This window comes from Paenibacillus sp. J14 (assembly GCF_000518465.1).
Taxonomy (GTDB): Bacteria; Bacillota; Bacilli; order Paenibacillales; family Paenibacillaceae; genus Fontibacillus; species Fontibacillus barengoltzii.
The window spans coordinates 70579-89040 of record NZ_JADQ01000012.1; the positions used below are offsets into that span (position 1 = coordinate 70579).

20 protein-coding genes are annotated in these 18462 nt (G+C 51.1%); 16 read left to right on the top strand and 4 right to left on the bottom strand.

What is annotated here, in order from left to right:
* Window positions 1-49 precede the first annotated feature (49 nt).
* From sufC to sufB, 5 genes are read left to right on the top strand one after another with little or no spacing between them, the layout of a single operon-like run.
* Window positions 50-832 carry a Fe-S cluster assembly ATPase SufC gene (gene sufC / locus M891_RS0106320; protein ID WP_016312906.1) on the top strand — a complete coding sequence of 261 codons (783 nt, stop codon included), beginning with the start codon at window positions 50-52 and terminating at the stop codon, window positions 830-832.
* A gap of 19 nt (window positions 833-851) precedes the next feature.
* Window positions 852-2153, top strand: coding sequence for a Fe-S cluster assembly protein SufD (sufD, locus tag M891_RS0106325; protein ID WP_028538229.1), 1302 nt, complete (start codon window positions 852-854; stop codon window positions 2151-2153).
* Window positions 2150-3370 (top strand): cysteine desulfurase, encoded by a 1221-nt coding sequence (locus tag M891_RS0106330; RefSeq protein WP_036699524.1) that lies wholly within the window; start codon window positions 2150-2152, stop codon window positions 3368-3370. Before sufD ends, M891_RS0106330 begins: the two co-directional genes overlap by 4 nt.
* Window positions 3370-3792, top strand: a complete 423-nt coding sequence (sufU, locus tag M891_RS0106335) for a Fe-S cluster assembly sulfur transfer protein SufU (RefSeq protein ID WP_028538231.1) — start codon at window positions 3370-3372, stop codon at window positions 3790-3792. Before M891_RS0106330 ends, sufU begins: the two co-directional genes overlap by 1 nt.
* 22 nt (window positions 3793-3814) lie before the next feature.
* A complete protein-coding gene (sufB, locus tag M891_RS0106340; RefSeq protein WP_016312902.1) occupies window positions 3815-5212 on the top strand; it encodes a Fe-S cluster assembly protein SufB in 1398 nt (465 codons plus the stop codon).
* 67 nt (window positions 5213-5279) lie between these two features.
* On the opposite strand, the gene M891_RS0106345 is transcribed toward sufB, so the two are convergent.
* The 3 genes from M891_RS0106345 to M891_RS0106355 form a co-directional block, all read right to left on the bottom strand.
* Window positions 5280-5618, bottom strand: coding sequence for a L,D-transpeptidase (locus M891_RS0106345; protein WP_028538232.1), 339 nt, complete (start codon window positions 5616-5618; stop codon window positions 5280-5282).
* Window positions 5619-5757: 139 nt separating this feature from the next.
* Window positions 5758-6789 (bottom strand): HD-GYP domain-containing protein, encoded by a 1032-nt coding sequence (locus M891_RS0106350; protein ID WP_028538233.1) that lies wholly within the window; start codon window positions 6787-6789, stop codon window positions 5758-5760.
* Window positions 6790-6871: 82 nt separating this feature from the next.
* On the bottom strand, window positions 6872-7627 hold the full coding sequence (locus tag M891_RS0106355) for a molybdenum cofactor biosynthesis protein (RefSeq protein ID WP_028538234.1): 756 nt from the start codon (window positions 7625-7627) through the stop codon (window positions 6872-6874).
* 136 nt (window positions 7628-7763) lie between these two features.
* Here M891_RS0106355 and M891_RS0106360 point away from each other — a divergent pair, with 136 nt between their 5' ends.
* The 11 genes from M891_RS0106360 to M891_RS0106410 all read left to right on the top strand — a co-directional run bounded on the left by M891_RS0106360 (window position 7764) and on the right by M891_RS0106410 (window position 17656).
* Entirely contained in the window at window positions 7764-9197 is a 1434-nt protein-coding gene (locus M891_RS0106360; protein ID WP_028538235.1) for a bifunctional metallophosphatase/5'-nucleotidase, read from the top strand.
* A 36-nt stretch (window positions 9198-9233) separates the two neighbouring features.
* Window positions 9234-10061 carry an undecaprenyl-diphosphate phosphatase gene (locus M891_RS0106365; protein WP_028538236.1) on the top strand — a complete coding sequence of 276 codons (828 nt, stop codon included), beginning with the start codon at window positions 9234-9236 and terminating at the stop codon, window positions 10059-10061.
* A gap of 159 nt (window positions 10062-10220) precedes the next feature.
* Entirely contained in the window at window positions 10221-11360 is a 1140-nt protein-coding gene (yfkAB, locus tag M891_RS0106370) for a radical SAM/CxCxxxxC motif protein YfkAB (RefSeq protein ID WP_051416857.1), read from the top strand.
* 31 nt (window positions 11361-11391) lie between these two features.
* Window positions 11392-12756 carry a hemolysin family protein gene (locus tag M891_RS0106375; protein WP_028538238.1) on the top strand — a complete coding sequence of 455 codons (1365 nt, stop codon included), beginning with the start codon at window positions 11392-11394 and terminating at the stop codon, window positions 12754-12756.
* A 187-nt stretch (window positions 12757-12943) separates the two neighbouring features.
* On the top strand, window positions 12944-13162 hold the full coding sequence (locus tag M891_RS0106380) for a spore coat associated protein CotJA (RefSeq protein WP_028538239.1): 219 nt from the start codon (window positions 12944-12946) through the stop codon (window positions 13160-13162).
* 4 nt (window positions 13163-13166) lie between these two features.
* Window positions 13167-13445, top strand: coding sequence for a spore coat protein CotJB (locus tag M891_RS0106385; protein WP_016312893.1), 279 nt, complete (start codon window positions 13167-13169; stop codon window positions 13443-13445).
* 51 nt (window positions 13446-13496) lie between these two features.
* A complete protein-coding gene (locus M891_RS0106390; RefSeq protein ID WP_028538240.1) occupies window positions 13497-14066 on the top strand; it encodes a manganese catalase family protein in 570 nt (189 codons plus the stop codon).
* Window positions 14067-14108: 42 nt separating this feature from the next.
* Complete coding sequence (locus M891_RS25730) at window positions 14109-14306, top strand: hypothetical protein (RefSeq protein WP_036625379.1); 198 nt, start codon at window positions 14109-14111, stop codon at window positions 14304-14306.
* Between the two features lie 353 nt (window positions 14307-14659).
* Window positions 14660-15631 (top strand): quinone oxidoreductase family protein, encoded by a 972-nt coding sequence (locus M891_RS0106400; RefSeq protein ID WP_028538241.1) that lies wholly within the window; start codon window positions 14660-14662, stop codon window positions 15629-15631.
* 323 nt (window positions 15632-15954) lie between these two features.
* A complete protein-coding gene (locus M891_RS0106405; protein WP_028538242.1) occupies window positions 15955-17034 on the top strand; it encodes an AI-2E family transporter in 1080 nt (359 codons plus the stop codon).
* Between the two features lie 73 nt (window positions 17035-17107).
* Window positions 17108-17656 carry a CueP family metal-binding protein gene (locus tag M891_RS0106410; protein ID WP_028538243.1) on the top strand — a complete coding sequence of 183 codons (549 nt, stop codon included), beginning with the start codon at window positions 17108-17110 and terminating at the stop codon, window positions 17654-17656.
* Between the two features lie 55 nt (window positions 17657-17711).
* On the opposite strand, the gene M891_RS0106415 is transcribed toward M891_RS0106410, so the two are convergent.
* Complete coding sequence (locus tag M891_RS0106415) at window positions 17712-18455, bottom strand: sulfite exporter TauE/SafE family protein (protein ID WP_036699534.1); 744 nt, start codon at window positions 18453-18455, stop codon at window positions 17712-17714.
* Window positions 18456-18462 lie beyond the last annotated feature (7 nt).

Below are 18462 nucleotides of genomic sequence, written 5' to 3' on the forward strand. Positions count from 1 at the left end.
GCGGCCCTAAGCAAATACCGTAATTTTCGTGAATGGAAGGAGCAGTTACATGGCAACGCATTTTGTAGTTGAGGGTTTGAAAGCAACAATCGAGGAGAAGGAGATCCTGAAAGGGATTAACCTTGAGATAAAAGGCGGAGAAATTCACGCCATCATGGGTCCGAACGGAACCGGGAAAAGTACGCTGGCTTCTGCGCTGATGGGTCACCCGAAGTATGAAGTTACGGATGGTAAAGTGACGCTGAACGGGGAAGACGTGCTGGAGATGGCCGTTGACGAACGCGCCCGCGCTGGGATGTTCCTCGCGATGCAATATCCGAGCGAGATCGCTGGCGTAACGAATGCAGACTTCCTGCGCAGTGCCATTAATGCCCGCCGCGGTGAAGGGAATGAAATTTCCCTGATCAAATTCATTCGTCAAATGGAAGAGCAAATGAAAGTGCTGGAGATGAATCCAGAGTTTGCGCACCGTTATTTGAACGAAGGTTTCTCCGGCGGGGAGAAGAAACGGAACGAAATTTTGCAAATGCTGCTGCTGGATCCGAAGATCGTTATTCTGGACGAAATCGACTCTGGTCTTGACATCGACGCTTTGCGGATCGTGGCCAATGGTGTTAACTCCATGCGCAGCGAAGACCGCGGCTTCTTGATTATTACTCACTATCAACGTCTGTTAAACTACATCAAACCGGACTTCGTTCACGTCATGATGCAAGGCCGTATCGTGAAATCCGGCGGTCCTGAGCTTGCCGAACGCCTGGAAGCGGAAGGTTACGATTGGGTCAAAGAAGAGCTGGGTATCGTGGACGAAACAGTTGGTCAAGAAGCCTAATCGGAAGGAGGAGTAAAGAATGACGACACAAACCGTACTTCCGGTAGAAGCGGAGCAACTCAAACAACTGTCCGCGAAGCGCGGCGAACCGGACTGGCTGACCGACAGCCGGACGAAGGCGCTGCAACTGGCGGCGGAACTGGAACTGCCCAAATTGGAGAAGACGCGGATTGACCGCTGGGATTTGAGCAACTTCGGAACACTTGCTGAAGCTCGGGGTGAACATACGCAGCAGTTACCTGACAGCATTCAATCGCTGGTGGAATTGAATGAGCAGAGCAATCTGCTGGTTCAACGGAATGCAGATACTGTATTTACCAAGTTGGCACCGGAGCTGGCAAGCCAAGGCGTGATCTTCACCGATTTGGAGACCGCCGTGCGGGAGCATGGGGATCTGGTGAAGGCGCACCTGCACAGCGTGATCAAGCCGGATGAGAATCGCTTGGCCGCTTTGCATGCAGCTTTGTGGAATGGCGGAGTTTTCCTGTACGTTCCGAAGAACGTGGTGATTAATACGCCGCTGCAAACAATTTTCCTGTTGGATGACGCGAGCTCTTCGTTCACGCCTCACGTTCTGATCGTGGCGGACACGAACAGCCAAGTTACCTACGTGGATAACTATATTTCAGTAAATCTGAATGGAAACATCGTGCATAACGGTGCAGCCGAAGTGGTCGTAAAGCCGGGCGCCAAAGTCCAATTCGCGACGGTGCACCATTTGGCTGAGCAAGCAACAGATGTGACCTATCGCCGTGCTGTTGTTGAGAATGATGGCAGCATCGAATGGATCATCGGCGAAATGAACAATGGCGATTCGGCGAGTGAGACGCTGTCGATCTTGAAAGGGAACGGCTCGAACTCGGATGCGAAGGTCATCGCCGTGGGTTCGGGGAAACAACGTTTGAACTACACGACGAAGGCCATCCATTACGGGAAGAGCTCGAACAGCCAAATGATTACCCGCGCCGTAATGCGGGAAGAAGCTACTGCGATTATTAACGGGATCACGAAAATCGAGAAAGGTGCCACGAAAGCGGACGGTCAGCAAACTGAGAAAGTGCTCATGCTAAGCCCGAAGGCTCGCGGTGACGCCAACCCGATTCTGCTGATTGACGAAGATGACGTTTCCGCAGGACACGCCGCTTCCGTTGGGCAGGTGAACCCAGAGCAAATTTACTACTTGATGTCCCGCGGGATTACCCGTGCAGAGGCGGAACGCTTGGTAATTTACGGCTTCTTGGCGCCGGTCGTTTCGGATATCCCGCTGGAACCGTTGCAGAAGCAACTGCAAGGTCTAGTGGAAAGGAAGCTGGGACAATGAGTATCCATGCTGAAGAGCTGAAGAAGCAATTTCCCATTCTGCAGCAAGAGATAAACGGGCATCCGCTCGTTTATCTCGACAGTGCGGCTTCCTCGCAGAAGCCGACGGTCGTAATTGAAGCGTTAAAGCATTATTACGAATGGGATAATGCGAACGTGCATCGCGGCGTGCATACGCTGGGCAGCCGGGCGACCGATGCTTATGAGAATGCCCGCGAGAAGGTAGCCAGATTTATTGGGGCTGCGCGCCGGGAAGAAATTATTTTTACCCGTGGCACTACGACCTCGCTGAATTTGGTTGCATCCTCTTACGGAGCAGCGAATGTCGGAGAAGGCGACGAAATCGTCATTACTCCGATGGAGCATCATAGCAATCTGATTCCTTGGCAGCAATTGGCGTTGAAGAAGAAGGCTGTATTGAAATATATCCCGCTGCAGCCAGACGGTCATATCGATTTGGCGGATGCGGAGAAGACGATTACCCCCAAGACGAAGATCGTGGCGACCGCTTACGTATCCAACGTCCTTGGCGTTGTGAATCCGATCAAGGAGCTCGCAGCCATTGCTCATCGCAACGGGGCGGTTATGGTCGTTGACGGTGCGCAAAGCACCCCTCACATGAAGGTTGACGTACAGGAACTGGATGTTGATTTTTATGCTTTTTCCGGTCATAAGATGTGCGCACCAACTGGAATTGGGGTACTCTATGGTAAGAAGCAATTGCTGGAAGCCATGGAGCCGATCGAATACGGCGGGGAAATGATTGATGATGTCGGATTGTATGAGTCAAGCTGGAAAGAGCTTCCTTGGAAGTTTGAAGGCGGGACGCCGATTATCGCAGGTGCGGTTGGATTGGCGGCGGCCATCGATTTCCTTGAAGGCATCGGACTTGAGGAAATACACCGTCACGAGGCCAAGCTTGCCACTTATGCGATGAACCGCCTGTCTGAGATTGAAGGGCTGACTCTTTATGGACCGCGCGAGCGCGAAGTGGGATTGATTACCTTCAACCTGCTGGACATTCATCCGCATGACGTTGCGACCGTGCTTGACGCTTCCGGCATCGCCATCCGGGCCGGACATCACTGCTGCCAGCCGCTGATGCGTTGGCTTGAAGCCAGTGCAACGGCTAGAGCGAGTCTGTATTTATATAATACGGAACAGGATATCGACCGACTGGCGGAAGCTTTAATCCAAACAAAGGAGTATTTTGGATGATGCAACTAGACGACTTATACCGCCGTGTCATTATGGATCATTATAAAAATCCGCGGAACCGCGGGAAGTTTGAGGAAGGCGCGCTGACGGTTGATCTGAACAATCCGACTTGCGGCGACCGCATTTCCTTACAGTTGATTGTGGAAGGAGACGTCGTCAAGGACGCCCGCTTTACCGGGGAAGGCTGCTCCATCAGCATGTCGTCGGCATCGATGATGACGGAGGCCGTCAAAGGTCGGACGATTGATGATGCAATGGAGCTTGCTGGACGTTTTTCCCGGCTGATGATGGGAGAGACGGTGGAGTTTGACGACTATGAAGATCTCGAGGCCTTATCCGGCGTTAGGAAATTTCCTGCCCGCATCAAATGCGCTACATTAGCTTGGAATGCGCTGAAAAAAGGAATCCAAGCGGAAAACTAATCCCCTGAGGAGGTAGCCGAACATGGCCAAGAAAGCACCGGAATTAGAAGAGTATAAATACGGTTTCCGGGATGAACATAAGGCGATCTTTCAATCGGGTAAAGGCTTGACCCGTGAAATCGTAACGGAAATCTCCCGGATCAAAGGCGAGCCGGAGTGGATGCTTAACTTCCGCCTGAAATCGCTGGAGCAATTCGAGAAAATGGCGTTGCCGCGTTGGGGCGGTGACTTGAGCGAGCTCGATTTTGACGATATTCAATACTACGTGAAGCCATCTGAGAAACAAGGCAAGACATGGGAAGAAGTTCCGGCTGAAATCAAAGAAACGTTTGATAAGCTGGGGATTCCAGAAGCCGAGCAGAAGTTCCTGGCCGGTGTCTCCGCGCAATACGAGTCGGAGGTCGTATACCACAGCATTCAGAAGGACCTTGAAGATCAAGGGGTTATCTTCATGGATACAGATTCCGCATTGCGTGAGTATCCGGAACTGTTCAAAGAGTATTTCGGGACGGTAGTTCCTGCTGCGGACAACAAGTTTGCAGCTCTGAACAGCGCCGTATGGTCCGGGGGCAGCTTCATTTACGTGCCGCCAGGTGTGAAATGTGAAGTGCCGCTTCAGGCATATTTCCGGATCAACTCCGAGAACATGGGTCAGTTCGAACGTACGCTGATCATCGCCGATGAAGGCAGCTTTGTACACTACACCGAAGGCTGCACGGCACCGATCTACAGCACGAACTCGCTGCATAGCGCGGTCGTGGAAATCATCGTGAAGAAGGACGCTCGTGTTCGCTACACGACGATCCAGAACTGGGCACCAAACATCTATAACCTGGTTACTAAACGTGCGGTAGCCGAAGAGAATGCTACGATGGAATGGGTTGACGGCAATATCGGTTCGAAGCTGACGATGAAGTACCCGGCAGTTATCTTGAAAGGCCGCGGCGCGAAAGGCAGCGTGCTGTCCATCGCCGTTGCCGGCAAAGGTCAGTTGCAAGATGCCGGTGCGAAAATGATCCACTTGGCGCCGGATACCACATCGACGATCGTATCGAAGTCGATTTCCAAGCATGGCGGCAAGGTAACTTACCGCGGTCTCGCTTCCTTCGGCCGTCAAGCGGAAGGCGCGAAATCGAACATCAAATGCGATACGCTGATTCTCGATAACGAGTCGACGTCGGATACGATCCCATACAACGAGATCATGAACGACAACATCACGCTGGAGCATGAGGCGACCGTATCGAAGGTGTCGGAGGAGCAGCTCTTCTATCTGATGAGCCGCGGTCTGACCGAAGAAGAAGCAACGCAAATGATCGTTATGGGCTTTATCGAGCCGTTCACGAAAGAGCTGCCGATGGAATATGCGGTAGAGATGAACCGCTTGATCAAATTTGAGATGGAAGGCTCGATCGGTTAAAAGTTTAGGCCAAACGAAAGGAGAAGCCCCTGAGCGGGACTTCTCCTTTTTTTTGCGTGGTTGGGCTTTACTGACGGATCGTTACGCTGGTTCCGATCGGCACGATCCGGGCTAGCTCGATGACGTCCGGGTTATACATTCGGATACACCCGTGTGAAACCTCTTTGCCGATGGAGGAAGGATCATCAGTGCCGTGGATCCCGTAATGGGGCTTGGACAAGCCCATCCAATAGGCGCCAAACGGCCCGCCGGGATTGGGGGCCTTGTTGACGATCGCAAACGTTCCTACTGGGGTTTGCGTAAGCATTTTTCCGATCCCTACCGGAAAGCCACGAACGACGATGTCGTTATCGAGCAGATACAGCATACGATCCGATATATCCACGATGATGCGGTAATTGGGCATGTAGGCGCGCCTCCCGTTGTTTTTTGCTAGTGTATGACGGTTAGGCATAAGTTGGTTGGGCGAATGCGTAAGAGCCGATCGCCAAGGCTTAAGGCAAAATAAAACCCGGGTCCTATGCAGGCCCGGGAGAAAAAGCGTATTAGAGATAGACTTCTGCGATTGAGGTTTCGCGTTCTTTGGACAGGTCGACAAATCGGGAATCCGTCTTGACCAGCGGACGGAAGAAGTCCGTTTGATTCGTCATGACGATAGAACCGATCTCGCCGGTGCTCAGCATCACTTTCTTGCCGATGAAGTTCGGCAACAGATGACGGATCAATGCTTGCGTTGGCTCCGGGCTCAACTGGCCGAAGCTAAGGCTGTTTAACTCGCGCAGCACGGACAGCAGCTCCTGCTTCGAGCGGTAGACCCGGTTGGAGGTCATCGCCGCATACACGTCTGCAACCGCGGCGATCTTGGCGAACGGATGGATATCCTTGCTTGTTAAGCCATGCGGATAACCGCTGCCGTCCTCCCGTTCGTGATGCTGCAGCGCCACCAAGGCCGAAAGCTCGTCTCCGGTAGAATTGAGAATAATGTCATGACCGTATTCGGAATGACGCTTCACTTCTTCGAATTCCTCCGGCGTCAGCTTGCCGGGCTTGGATAAAATGCTCTGTGGGACCTTGCTCTTGCCGATATCGATCAAGTAGCCGGCTTTCCCAGCCTTGTAGGCTTCTTCCTTAGGATACCCTAACCAGGAGGCGATATAATAACTGAGCATGCCGACTTGCATGGAATGATGGTAAGTATAATTGTCACCGTCACCAATCATCAGCAATAAAGAGACGACGTCCTTCTGGTTATCCAGTTCTGAGATCATCGGCTCTAACAGCTTGTCCACTTTCGCTTCGTCGATCGTCCCGTTCGTTAGCGCTTTCAGGAACAGTTCCTCGAAACCGTCAACGGCTTCATCCATATATGGCTTGGCCCGGAAGGCAGGATCCGAAGGGAATTCGGCGTCTAAGGTTTGCGGTTCGATATCTACGTAGTCGATCCCATGCTGCATTAGCTTAACGATGGAATCGCTGCTCAATTCACAGCCTTTCTGCAAAACAAAAACGCCGAAATGATTAAATACGTCATGTTGGAGACGGTCGCCTGGACTGAGCTCCATAATATGTACTTTCAAAGACGATGACACCTCGTAATCTTCCTGTTTTTCTTAATCATATCAGGAAACAAATGGGTTGACAACGAAATTGTTAGGTTTGTCAATCACCCGAAAGGAGGTGTTCTCCCGGTACACGAGGGTCCCACGGACCAAGTCCATGGCCCTTCCACTCCGAACCGTCTTCCCAGATTTCCTTTTTCCAGATCGGGACAATCTGCTTAAGACGTTCAATGGCATAACGGCTGGCATCATAGCAACCGCCCCGGTGCGGAGCAGATACGGCGATGACAACGCTGATTTCCGCGATATCCACGCGACCGATCCGGTGGCTGATAGCACAGCGAGTTCCTGGCCAGCGCTCCGCGATCTCATCACCGATTTGACGCAGCTTGGCTAAGGCCATCGGCACATACGCTTCGTATTCGAGATGTACGGTCCGTTGACCTTGTGTCCATTCCCGGGTAGTCCCGGTGAATGTGAGAACGGCGCCATGGTCGGGACTGATGACCTTCGCCGTAATCTCCTCCACGGACAGCGGTTCTTCCGTGATGATGTAGAGTTGATCGTCTGCTGCGTCGTCAGAAGCATCACCTGAACTTGATTCGCCGCCGGATACCGGCGGGATCAGCGCAATCTCGTCCTCCGCATGGATGGGGGTATCCCCTGCAGCGTACTCTTGATTGACCGCAACGAAGGAGGCGGAGATCAATGCAGCTGCCGAAGGGTAAGCCTCAGTCAACGCTTCCTTTAATGAGGCTGCCGTAATTGGACGTTCTGGATAAGGATATACAAAGCTTAAGGTTGACGTACCGATCCGGTCCGCCAACCCGGCAAAAAGAGCAATTTGAATATTCATAGGAGTCTCCTCGGAATGGTTTGTTAGTAATATACATTATAACAAGACAACGATCAATTTTAAGGTATATAATACACATTGAACTCTAAAATTTAGAATAAGCCGAATAGATTGAGAGGGCAAGGAGGTAGTGCTTATGCCGGAGATGAACCAGGAAACGTTAACGATACTCTACACCAACGATATTCACAGCCATTTTGAAACGATGGGGCGCATCGCGGCGATGATTGATGAGTTGCGTGCCGAGGCGCCGGCTTCTACGCTCCTTCTCGATATCGGCGACCATATGGACCGGGCGGCGTTCGAAACGGAAGGGACTTTAGGACAGGCCAACGTGGACGTGCTGAACCTAACGGGATACGATGCGGTAACGATCGGCAATAATGAAGGGCTGACCTTTACGCCGGAAATGTTGGGCCAGGCTTACGCTGGCCTGCATAGTTCTGTCGTATGCGGCAATATCATCGAGATGCAGACAGGACAGCCCCCGGCGTGGATGCAGAGTCGTCTCATTATACACAAGCAGGGGTTTAAGATCGGGCTGGTGGCTGCGACGGCTGCGTTTGCCGAGTTTTATGAGCTGCTGGGCCTGGAATCCCTGAATCCGCTGGACACGATCGCCAGGGATGTAAGTCAGCTGCGCGATGAGGTCGATCTGGTTATCGTGATGTCCCATTTAGGCCTGTCGATGGATCGGCAGCTGGCTGAGACGGTTCCGGGCATCGACCTGATCATCGGCGGTCATACCCATCATCTGCTGGAGGAGCCGCTGCGTATCGGATCAACGGTGATCACGGCTGCCGGGAAGTTCGGCAACTACTTAGGTAAGGTTGTTGTTTACCGGGAGGCCGGAACTGGCCGTTTGTCGATGGACGGCATTTGTCTGCCTGTCGGGGAAGGGCCGAAGCTGGAGCAGGTAGAGACAGCCATCGCCCTGCAGCGAGAAGCAGCCAAGCTCCGTTTGAATCGCACGGTTGCGGTGACGGATCGCGAATTGCCGGTGTCTTATGAGGCGGAATCGCCGTTTGGCAATCTGCTGGCTCAAGCCGTGCGACGCCATACCGGCAGCGAGTTCTCTCTGGTGAACAGCGGTCAGCTGCTCGCCAGCCTGCCAGCTGGAGAGATCAGCGAAGGAATGCTGCATGAACGGTGCCCTTCGCCGATTAACCCTTGTACGATGCGGCTGTCTGGGGAAGATATTTTGGCAAGTCTGGAGGAATCGCTGCTTGAGGAGAAGAGGGGTAAATTCATTATGGGATTTGGCTTTCGGGGAAAGGTGCTTGGCGGCATTTGCGTTGACGGATTGGAGATTGAATACAACCCTGACGCTCCCCCTTTCGAGCGGATCATCCGGGCAAGCGTTGCGGGCAAGCCATTGCGGAGCGACCAGACGTATCTCGTAGGCACGCTGGATATGTTCACCTTTGGCGTCGGTTATGAACGATTAAAGCGGGGGACGGAGAAGCGTTATATGCTCCCTGAATTTTTGCGCGATCTGCTCCGCTTTGAACTGCAGACGGCCGGCGCAGTGGATACCTGTTTTCAATCCCGGTGGAAAAAAGTAGAATAACTATAGCGCGAAGTCACACTCGATCAGGAGGAACGAATGAGTCTTATTGTCTCGATTATTTTAGCCATTGTGGAAGGTTTAACCGAGTTTATTCCGGTCTCGTCGACGGGACACATGATATTAACTGCCAAGCTGATGGGATACGATGATCAGTCGCCGGAGATGAAGACCTTTGAAATCGTCATTCAGCTTGGGGCGATCCTTGCCATGGCTTGGGTTTACCGGGAACGGATCTTAAATCTGCTTGGCTTAAGCAAAAAAATAACGGTCGTTGACCTGAACGCCCCGAAGGGCCGTCTTAATTTAATCCATATTCTGCTGGGGATTGTGCCGGCGCTGGCTGTCGGATTTTTCTTCCGCGATTTTATCAAAGGCCTGTTCAGCTCGCAGACGGTATTGTGGGCGCTGGTCGTTGGCGGCATATTCATGATCTTTGCCGAATGGTTTAATAAGAACAAAGCGGTGGTTACCGCGCAAGAAATGGATCAGCTGACCTACAAGCAAGCGCTGCTGATCGGGTTGTATCAATGTATTTCCGTGCTCTGGCCCGGCTTCTCCCGGTCTGGATCCACGATCGCCGGCGGGATGCTGAGCGGTGCCAGCTACAAAGCGGCTGCCGACTTCTCGTTCCTTATCGCCATCCCGATCATGTGTGCGGTGTCCGCTTACGAAATGCTGGATTCATACCGCTATTTAACATCTGAAACGATCGGGTATTTCTTGATCGGTTTTGTGGTTGCTTTTGTGGTAGCCTATGTGGTTGTACTGGCGTTCTTAAAACTCATCCAAAAGGTACAGCTTCGCCATTTTGCTTATTATCGGTTTATTTTGGCGGCCTTGTTCTGGATCTTTATTATGCGTTAATTCTGTTCAAAGACCGACGATATTTCAAGCTGGAATGAAATCCAGGAAAAAGATTTATAATGAGGACGGGAGAAACGTCTTCTTGCACAGTAGATATGTCCGCTTTCGCTCTCTAGTCGGATTGCGGGAGCGGACGGATTAGAATGGTGGTAGTGGAGAATGAGAAAACAGACGATAGCGATAAATGAAGGTACTCGGCCGATCAGCCCGAGTTATGATCCATGGGACCCGATTTTGTCCCTGCGGGAGTTTGGTCGGCATGCCTTAACCAGCGTCGAGCTGACGGTAACGAATTTATGCAATATGCGTTGCGAGCACTGCGCGGTTGGCGACAGTCTCGTGCTGAAGGAACCCGAGCAGCTTCCGCTGCCGCTGATTCTGAAGGCGCTGGATGAAGTTGAACATTTGCAGACGATTAGTATCACGGGCGGCGAGCCGACATTTCGGCGCCAAACCGTGGAGGAGAAAATTATCCCGCTGCTGAAATACGCCAAGGAGCGCGGGATTCGTTCGCAAATCAATTCCAATCTGACATTAGACTATGAACGTTACGAGAAGCTGCTTCCTTATTTGGATGTGATGCACATCTCGTTTAACTATACAAGCGAACGCGATTTCCATGAGATCGGATTCGCTCGCAGCGGACACCCGGTCAAGCCGGAGGTCGCTTATAAAATGTACGAGACGATGATTGAGAACACACGCAAACTCAGCGAAGCGGGCATGTTCGTGTCTGCCGAGTCGATGATTAACTATCGGACGCACCGCAAACTGCCGGAGATTCATCGCATGATCGTAGAAATGGGCTGCAAAAGACATGAGGTCCATCCGATGTATGCGGCCGATTTTGCCGAAGGGTTGCCTGTGCTGGCGTTAAGCGATATGCGAGCGGCGATCCACTCGCTGCTGGACGCTCGGGATCCGGACGTATGGATGCTGTTCGGAACGCTGCCTTTCTTTGCTTGTAACGGGAATGAAGAAGACTTGCAGCTGCTGCGCAGGCTGCGGAAAGAGCCTAACGTGACCGTTCGCAATGATCCGGATGGACGTAACCGCGTAAATGTGAATATGTTCACCGGGGATGTCTTTGTAACGGATTTTGCTGCCATCCCGGCCTTTGGCAATGTGCGGGAAGGGAAGCTGGACGAGATCTTCAGCCGCTGGCTGACGGAGCATCCATTAAACCAGAAGGTCAACTGCCACTGCGATGCGGCTGGTTGCTGCGGCCCGAATCTCTTGGTTGCGGACATGTATTATCAAGATACGGATTTTAAATCGCGTAAAGCGGCTGCTCTATAAGTAGAACTAAACTAGAAAAGAGGCGTATGACATGCCGGTAGCCCTCGATGCTCATACCAATTTTGAAATCGGCAAGCTGATATGGAACTTACTGATCGTCCTAATTCTCGTCTTCTTAAACGGATTCTTTGTGGCTGCCGAATTTTCGCTCGTGAAGGTTCGCCAATCCCGGCTGACTCAACTGGCCCGGGAGGGCAACCGCCGGGCGAATTACGCACTGAAGGTCAATAAGCGGCTCGACACCTACTTGTCGGCGACACAGCTTGGCATCACGCTGGCATCGCTGGGGCTCGGGTGGGTCGGAGAACCTGCGGTGTCCGAGCTGTTAATTGAACCGCTGATGCATAAGATGGGCGCAACCGATCCCACTCTGATCTCCACGGTCTCGGTGGCGGTCGGTTTTGCGATCATTACGTTTTTACATATTGTGATGGGGGAGCTGGCTCCAAAATCGCTGGCGATCCAAAAGTCGGAAGCAACGTCCCTATGGCTGTCTTGGCCGTTGTTGATGTTTTATCGCTTATTCCTTCCCGTGATCTGGCTCTTGAATACAGCGGCAAACGGCGCGCTCCGGCTGATTGGAATTGAACCGGCCAGTGAGAGCGAGGCGGCGCATTCCGAGGAAGAAATTCGCATTCTCATGGATCAAAGCGCCAAAAGCGGCGTCATCGATAAAGATGAAATGAAGCTGGTGGACAATATTTTCGACTTCTCCGACATGCTGGCCCGTGAGGTCATGCTGCCGCGGACGGATATGGATTGCTTGTACACGAATTTGAGCTGGGAAGATAATATGAAAATCGTAGCCAACACGAAGCACTCCCGCTATCCGGTTGCCGTCGAGGATAAGGATCAGATCATCGGGTTCGTACATATTACCGACCTGCTGCTGCCCGATTCGGAGAAGCCGCTTCGTTTGGAGGAGATGGTTCGCCCGATCCTGAACGTGCCGGAGTCGATGGAAATCAGCCAGGTGCTTCGCTTGATGCAGAAGAAGCATTCTCAAGTAACGCTTGTCGTCGATGAATACGGCGGAACGGCCGGACTGCTGACCGCGGAAGAAATTCTCGAGGAGATCGTTGGCGATCTCCATGACGAGTTCGAGGATGAACGTCCGGATATCGAGAAAATAACGGATGATGTCTATTCGGTGGACGGCCGCTTGTTGATCGAAGAAGTCAATGAACTGGTCGGCAGCGACATTGAAGACGAGGAAGTGGACTCCATCGGTGGCTGGTTGTTTAAGGAGTTGGAAGGCACCCCGGCCAAAGGCAAAAGAAAACAGGTTGACCGCTTCTTATTCGAGGTTGAGGAAGCCAGCCGATTGCGCATCACGCGCGTGAAGGTCATCCGCCTCGTTGTCGAGGAGCCGGAAGAGGAAATCGAAGAGGAATAAAGCCGGACAAGCTTCATCCGGCTGCATAACGCTGTCCCTGGGATTTAGGGGCGGCGTTTATTTTTTTGTAAAAATACGTCTCTTCTGGTTCATTATTTGGGCGATTGTCATATGTTATAGGTAGGATGCAGGGAAAATTTGGTGGCTTGCCTGCATGACCAATGCTTGAAGTAAGGAGGAAGTTTCTTTGAACCATCCTCAAGAACGTGTGTGGACCCCGTATATTGGCCCATTCGATCCGTGTCCGCCGATCACGCAAAAAACCTACAGCACCCCTCCGCAGCTGTTTATCCACTTCCAACCTCCGAATTTGCCGCAGTTTAGCCCGATGGACGCCTTAAAGCACGGAACGTTGTGGCCAGCTTTGTACAGCCCTTATGAATCCAAATGGGGAAAAGGACGGTGAGCCCATGTCGACAAATCCGAACAACCAACCGTTCGATCAGGAGTATTACGAGAAGCTTGAGAAGCTGCAAGCACTGGACTTCGCACTGGTAGAGCTGAATTTGTATCTGGATACGCATCCGGATGATCTGGCCGCGATCCAGCAGTTTAATCAGCTGACCCAAGAGCGGACGCAGCACGCAAATCATTTTCAACAGTTGTACGGCCCGCTGCAAAACTTCGGGCGCGCGTATTCGAAATTCCCGTGGGAATGGTCGAAAAGCCCTTGGCCTTGGCAGGTGTAGCAAGCTGCCTTCCATCTGTGACGGGAAGCTAAAGGAGGTTAAACAGGCGATATGTGGGTGTATGAGAAAAAGCTGCAATACCCGGTACGCGTCAGCAAATGCGATCCGCGGATGGCCAAACTGCTGATCGAGCAATACGGCGGTGCTGATGGGGAGCTGGCAGCAGCGCTGCGTTATCTAAATCAGAGATACACGATCCCCGACAAGGTGATTGGACTCTTGAATGACATCGGGACGGAGGAGTTCGCCCATCTCGAAATGATCGCAACGATGGTCTATAAGTTGACCAAAGATGCGACACCAGAGCAGCTGAAGGCGGCGGGATTAGACCCGTATTATGTAAACCACGATAAGGCGCTGTTTTATGAGAACGCGGCAGGAGTACCGTGGACGGCGACGTACATCCAGGCCAAAGGCGATCCCATCGCCGACCTGTACGAGGACATTGCGGCCGAAGAGAAAGCGCGGGCTACATACCAGTGGCTCATCGACATGACCGACGACGTGGATATCCAAGACAGCCTGAAATTCCTGCGTGAGCGGGAGATCGTGCACAGCCTGCGGTTCCGCGAAGCCGTGGAAATTCTGAAAGAGGATCGGGAGCATAAGAAAATCTTCTAGTTTCGGAAATGAACTTATTTTATCGTTGAAGGGGATTAGATGATGGCCAAAAATAAACGTGGAAAATCACTTTGGAATTTACCTTCGCGCGGTCGCGGCACTTGTCCAGTGTGTGGAAGCACGCGGATTAAGCTGTTATACGTCAAAAACACCAGCTCAGGGCAACAGCTGAAAGTTTGCAAGAAGTGCTCGAATGCCTCGCAGGCCAGAATTGATGCAGCCGGCCAGCAGGCAGGTTGAAGTGAAGAAGGAGCAGGGAATGAAATCGGAGAAGGGCGGCTATGTCGCTCTTCTCTTTTTGTATTACATTATCACTCATTATGGAAATACTAATATCTAACCCGCAGATGAGCAGCTGAAACTAAGGATATGTTAGCAGATCCGTGGTTTATTTAGAAGGTGGATGGTTTATACCGCTTTTTAACGAAATTTTTAAAAAAATGAGCCCAAACGATGGTTTGAGAAGTTTTGTGCTATAACAAACTAGCAAGTATAATTATGGCGAAAGGTTTCTTACTTAATAACAGTCGATGTATAAAAGTAAGATATAAACTATTTATAAGTTGACTATATAAAAGAAAGGAACATGCCGGATGAAAGCAGCAATCATTCATGCAAAAGGGCAATCCCCGGTTTATGGTGAATTTGAAACCCCAGTAGCGACCGATGGTAAGGTATTAGTTCATGTGAAGGCTTCAGCGTTAAGTAATTTGAGCAGAGCTCTATCGGAAGGGAACCACTACAGTGCAGATGCCGTTTATCCTAAGGTTGCAGGTGCCGAAGGGGTTGGAATTACGGCTGATGGTCAACGTGTTTATTTCTTATTGCCAGAAGCTCCATATGGTGCACTGGCCGAGCAGACCCTTGTTCGACCAGATTACATGGTGAAGATCCCCGATACAGTCGATGATATTACAGCAGCTGCCATTCCGAATCCAGCCATGTCAAGTTGGGTCGCATTGAATGACCGCGCCCATTTACAACCGAATGAAACGGTTTTGATTAACGGTGCTACAGGCACTGCGGGGCGGCTTGCTGTTCAAATTGCGAAGCATCTTGGTGCCAAGAAAGTTATTGCAACGGGTCGAAATGAACGTGAACTTCAAGAGCTACATGCTTTAGGTGCTGATGTCGTTGTCCCATTTCAGTTGGATGGCACGGAGGGTGTTCAGAAGTTTGAAAAGGCATTAGAGGAACAGTTTGCTGAAGGTATCGATGTGATTATCGACTATTTGTGGGGAGAAAGCGCTAGATCCATTATCATGACTGTTTATAAGTGTATTCCTAAGGGGTATATCGTACGTTTTGTGAATGTTGGCGCGTCTAGTGGCCAAGAAAATATTGATTTGCCAAGCTCAGTGCTTCGTTCATCAGCTGTCCAAATACTGGGTAGTGGTCTGGGGAGCGTAATCATGCCTAAGTTTTTTGAGGCAATTCGAAATGTTTATGAAATAGTTAAGACAGCAAATCTACAAGTTAATACAAAGGTTGTACCACTTTCATCGGTTGAGAGTGTTTGGGGTGACTCTTCTGGTAAACCGCGTATTGTGTTTACCATCAATTAAGCTAATCCGGCATTTCGATTTCAGAGATAGGAGAAGACGGCTAGGGCCGCTCTTCTCCTATTTTAGATAGCGGAACTTTTCAGTCGAAATCCCCCATTTTATCTCCTTTTTCACAAAATAATGCCATAAAAGTCCTCTATTTTCTCGATTTACAAACGCACGTGAGAAATAAGGCCAATTTTTACCGCTAACAGGAATTTAACGTCCCCTCAATCTTGATCGATCGGGTGTCATTCCAACGAATTTTATTTTTGATCTGAAAACCAATAATATAGAATAGAGAACTTATTCACAACGAATTATACAAAGATAGGTGATGATGAATGAATTTGTTGGAAAGGTGGACACGTGGAGCAAAGTTTGTTTTGATTCTGCTGGCCATCGTGTATGTATTCTCCCTCGTGAGGCCGTTTTTTCGTCCAATGGAGGCTGTGATCGGGGCCCTGATGATTCCGATCTTGCTGTCCGGTTTCTTTTACTATTTGCTTCGTCCTCTCGTTCAGTACATGGAGAAGCATAAGATACGTCGGTCTTTGGCGATTCTGATCCTTTATGTCGTCTTGGCGATCTTGGCGATGGCCTTTATCGCGGTAGTCTGGCCGATGTTGCAAGCCCAATTGATTAATTTAGTACAAAACATCCCTCAGTTTATCAGCTTGCTTGAGGAGCGATTGCAGGAATGGGGAGATCTGCCGTTCCTAGCGTCCATTCTTCCTTCTGACTCCGGATTAGCCGCTGATTTTTCGAAGTATTTGAGCCAGGGGATTACCTTCTTGACTAATTACTTGAGCAGTTTCTTCTCTTTCCTGTCCCAGTTTGCGATTGTGATGTTTACGTTCCCGATTCTGCTCTACTACATGCTGAAGGAAGGCCATCGCTTCAAACGCAGTCTGGTCAAGCTCTCGCCCATTCGCTATCGGAAAGAAGTGTATCGTGCTGCCACTGAAATGGACAAGGCGTTAAACGATTATATTATCGGCCGGGTGATCGTCAATGCCGCATTGGGTGTGCTGATGTTTATAGGCTTCTTGATCATCGGACTGCCGTATGCGCTGTTATTGACGACGATTGCGGTGATTATGAATTTTATCCCTCTGTTTGGGGCGATTATCTCGGCGATTCCGATTGTTATTATCGGTCTCATTGAGTCGCCGTCTACCGGCATTTGGGCGTTGGTGATCATTTTGGTGGCGCAGCAGATTCAGGATAATGTGATCTCCCCCTACGTGTTTGGTAAAAAGCTGGACATCCATCCGGTAACAACGATTTTGCTCGTATTGGGGAGCGGTAATTGGTTTGGCATCATTGGAATGTTGATCGTCATTCCGGTGTATATGCTGCTGAAAATTGCCTGGAGGCGGATTTACAAGCTGTTCCTCCGATCACAATGGGAAACATTGTGAGGATTATGCTATAATTGGATTGTTCAAAAAAGAACAAGTAACGGAATCTCAGGTAACGAAGGGGTGCCAATTAATGAAACGCATGACCATCTTGGCGGCGATCGGGGGCATTGTGGTTGTCGCGTTAGGAAGCTATTTGCTCATCACGGGACAAGCCGATAAACAAACGGAATCGAACGCTATAGACGCACAGAGCATCAAGCAATTGGTTCATGACTACAGTGTGGGGAAACTCAGCGCCAAGTCTGCTTCAATTACGTCCAGCCATTTGATTGTAGACGGGGATACGGGAGGCTCGAAGACGTATGAACTGCCGAAGGACGAATTTTTCGTCTCGATCGCGCCTTACGAGAATCAGACCCATCCTTGCGAGATTCATAGCTTGACCGGATGCCGCGGGGAGATGACGGAGCAAGAGTTTCAAGTCACCGTCACCGATGCGAAGGGGAATACCGTGGTGGACCAAAAGATGACGTCCCAAGCAAACGGATTTATCGACCTGTGGCTGCCGCGCGATCAAACGTACTTGATTCAAGTCAGTCAGGACGGTAAAACCGCGGAGTCGGAAATCTCCACATTTGATGGAGATCAAACGTGCATTACGACGCTACAACTCAGCTAGTTTTGTACAAAAACGAAGGACCCTCATCAGAGGGTCCGTTTTTTTTGGCCGACGTCTACAACAAGAGAATGGCACCGCCCAGCATGGGAGTGAGCACCATGCACGTTTTGAGCCAAGCCGCAGGTACGCGCTTCGTGAACGTGGCGCCAATATACGCGCCGCTCATCGTACCGATGACAACGGCAGCGAGCAAATGCACATCCAAGTAACCGATGGTAAAGTAACCGGCCCCTCCGGCGAGGGCAATCGGCATGATGACCAGCATCGTTGTACCGGCGGCATATCGCATGGACATTCCAAGGAGCAACATCAGCCCCAGTTGGATGAAAGGGGTCGACCCGATGCCGAACAGCCCTGATAAAGCGCCGGTCAGGAAGCCAACGAGCGGTGCATTCACCCAGAACCGCCAGCCTTGGACGGGGGAGGCGGCGTTCATGCTCTCGGGCGTCTGCGGTCGCCGGGAGACATAGGCCATGCGAAACCATAGGGCGAATCCGGAAGCAAACAGCATGCCGGAGGTCAAGTATCCCAGCTGATCTTCGGGAATCAGGGAGGACCAACCGGAGCTGATCCACGCACCCGCTGCACCGGTTAAGCCGACGACCACCCCGGGCCGCAGCTTCATATTCCCTTCCCGGTAATGGCTGATCGAACCGGAGAAGGATGAGAAGAACATGGCCGCGAGTGCAGTCCCTAGCGCTGTATGAATCGGGTAACCGAACACAACGGTTAGAATTGAAATAATAAATCCCGATCCGCCGGCGCCTACGAAGCCAAGGAGCAGGCCAAGCGCCAACATGACCAAG

Bases quoted from the DNA above. Each gene is read 5' to 3' on its own strand.
- M891_RS0106360 (WP_028538235.1), top strand. From the start codon at position 7,764: ATGCCGGAGATGAACCAGGAAACGTTAACGATACTCTACACCAACGAT.
- sufU (WP_028538231.1), top strand. From the start codon at position 3,370: ATGCAACTAGACGACTTATACCGCCGTGTCATTATGGATCATTATAAA.
- sufB (WP_016312902.1), top strand. From the start codon at position 3,815: ATGGCCAAGAAAGCACCGGAATTAGAAGAGTATAAATACGGTTTCCGG.
- M891_RS0106410 (WP_028538243.1), top strand. From the start codon at position 17,108: ATGAAACGCATGACCATCTTGGCGGCGATCGGGGGCATTGTGGTTGTC.
- M891_RS0106385 (WP_016312893.1), top strand. From the start codon at position 13,167: ATGTCGACAAATCCGAACAACCAACCGTTCGATCAGGAGTATTACGAG.
- M891_RS0106375 (WP_028538238.1), top strand. From the start codon at position 11,392: ATGCCGGTAGCCCTCGATGCTCATACCAATTTTGAAATCGGCAAGCTG.
- M891_RS0106355 (WP_028538234.1), bottom strand. From the start codon at position 7,627: ATGAATATTCAAATTGCTCTTTTTGCCGGGTTGGCGGACCGGATCGGT.
- M891_RS0106390 (WP_028538240.1), top strand. From the start codon at position 13,497: ATGTGGGTGTATGAGAAAAAGCTGCAATACCCGGTACGCGTCAGCAAA.
- M891_RS0106405 (WP_028538242.1), top strand. From the start codon at position 15,955: ATGAATTTGTTGGAAAGGTGGACACGTGGAGCAAAGTTTGTTTTGATT.
- yfkAB (WP_051416857.1), top strand. From the start codon at position 10,221: ATGAGAAAACAGACGATAGCGATAAATGAAGGTACTCGGCCGATCAGC.
- M891_RS0106365 (WP_028538236.1), top strand. From the start codon at position 9,234: ATGAGTCTTATTGTCTCGATTATTTTAGCCATTGTGGAAGGTTTAACC.
- sufD (WP_028538229.1), top strand. From the start codon at position 852: ATGACGACACAAACCGTACTTCCGGTAGAAGCGGAGCAACTCAAACAA.
- M891_RS25730 (WP_036625379.1), top strand. From the start codon at position 14,109: ATGGCCAAAAATAAACGTGGAAAATCACTTTGGAATTTACCTTCGCGC.
- M891_RS0106415 (WP_036699534.1), bottom strand. From the start codon at position 18,455: ATGTTGGCGCTTGGCCTGCTCCTTGGCTTCGTAGGCGCCGGCGGATCG.
- sufC (WP_016312906.1), top strand. From the start codon at position 50: ATGGCAACGCATTTTGTAGTTGAGGGTTTGAAAGCAACAATCGAGGAG.
- M891_RS0106345 (WP_028538232.1), bottom strand. From the start codon at position 5,618: ATGCCCAATTACCGCATCATCGTGGATATATCGGATCGTATGCTGTAT.
- M891_RS0106330 (WP_036699524.1), top strand. From the start codon at position 2,150: ATGAGTATCCATGCTGAAGAGCTGAAGAAGCAATTTCCCATTCTGCAG.
- M891_RS0106400 (WP_028538241.1), top strand. From the start codon at position 14,660: ATGAAAGCAGCAATCATTCATGCAAAAGGGCAATCCCCGGTTTATGGT.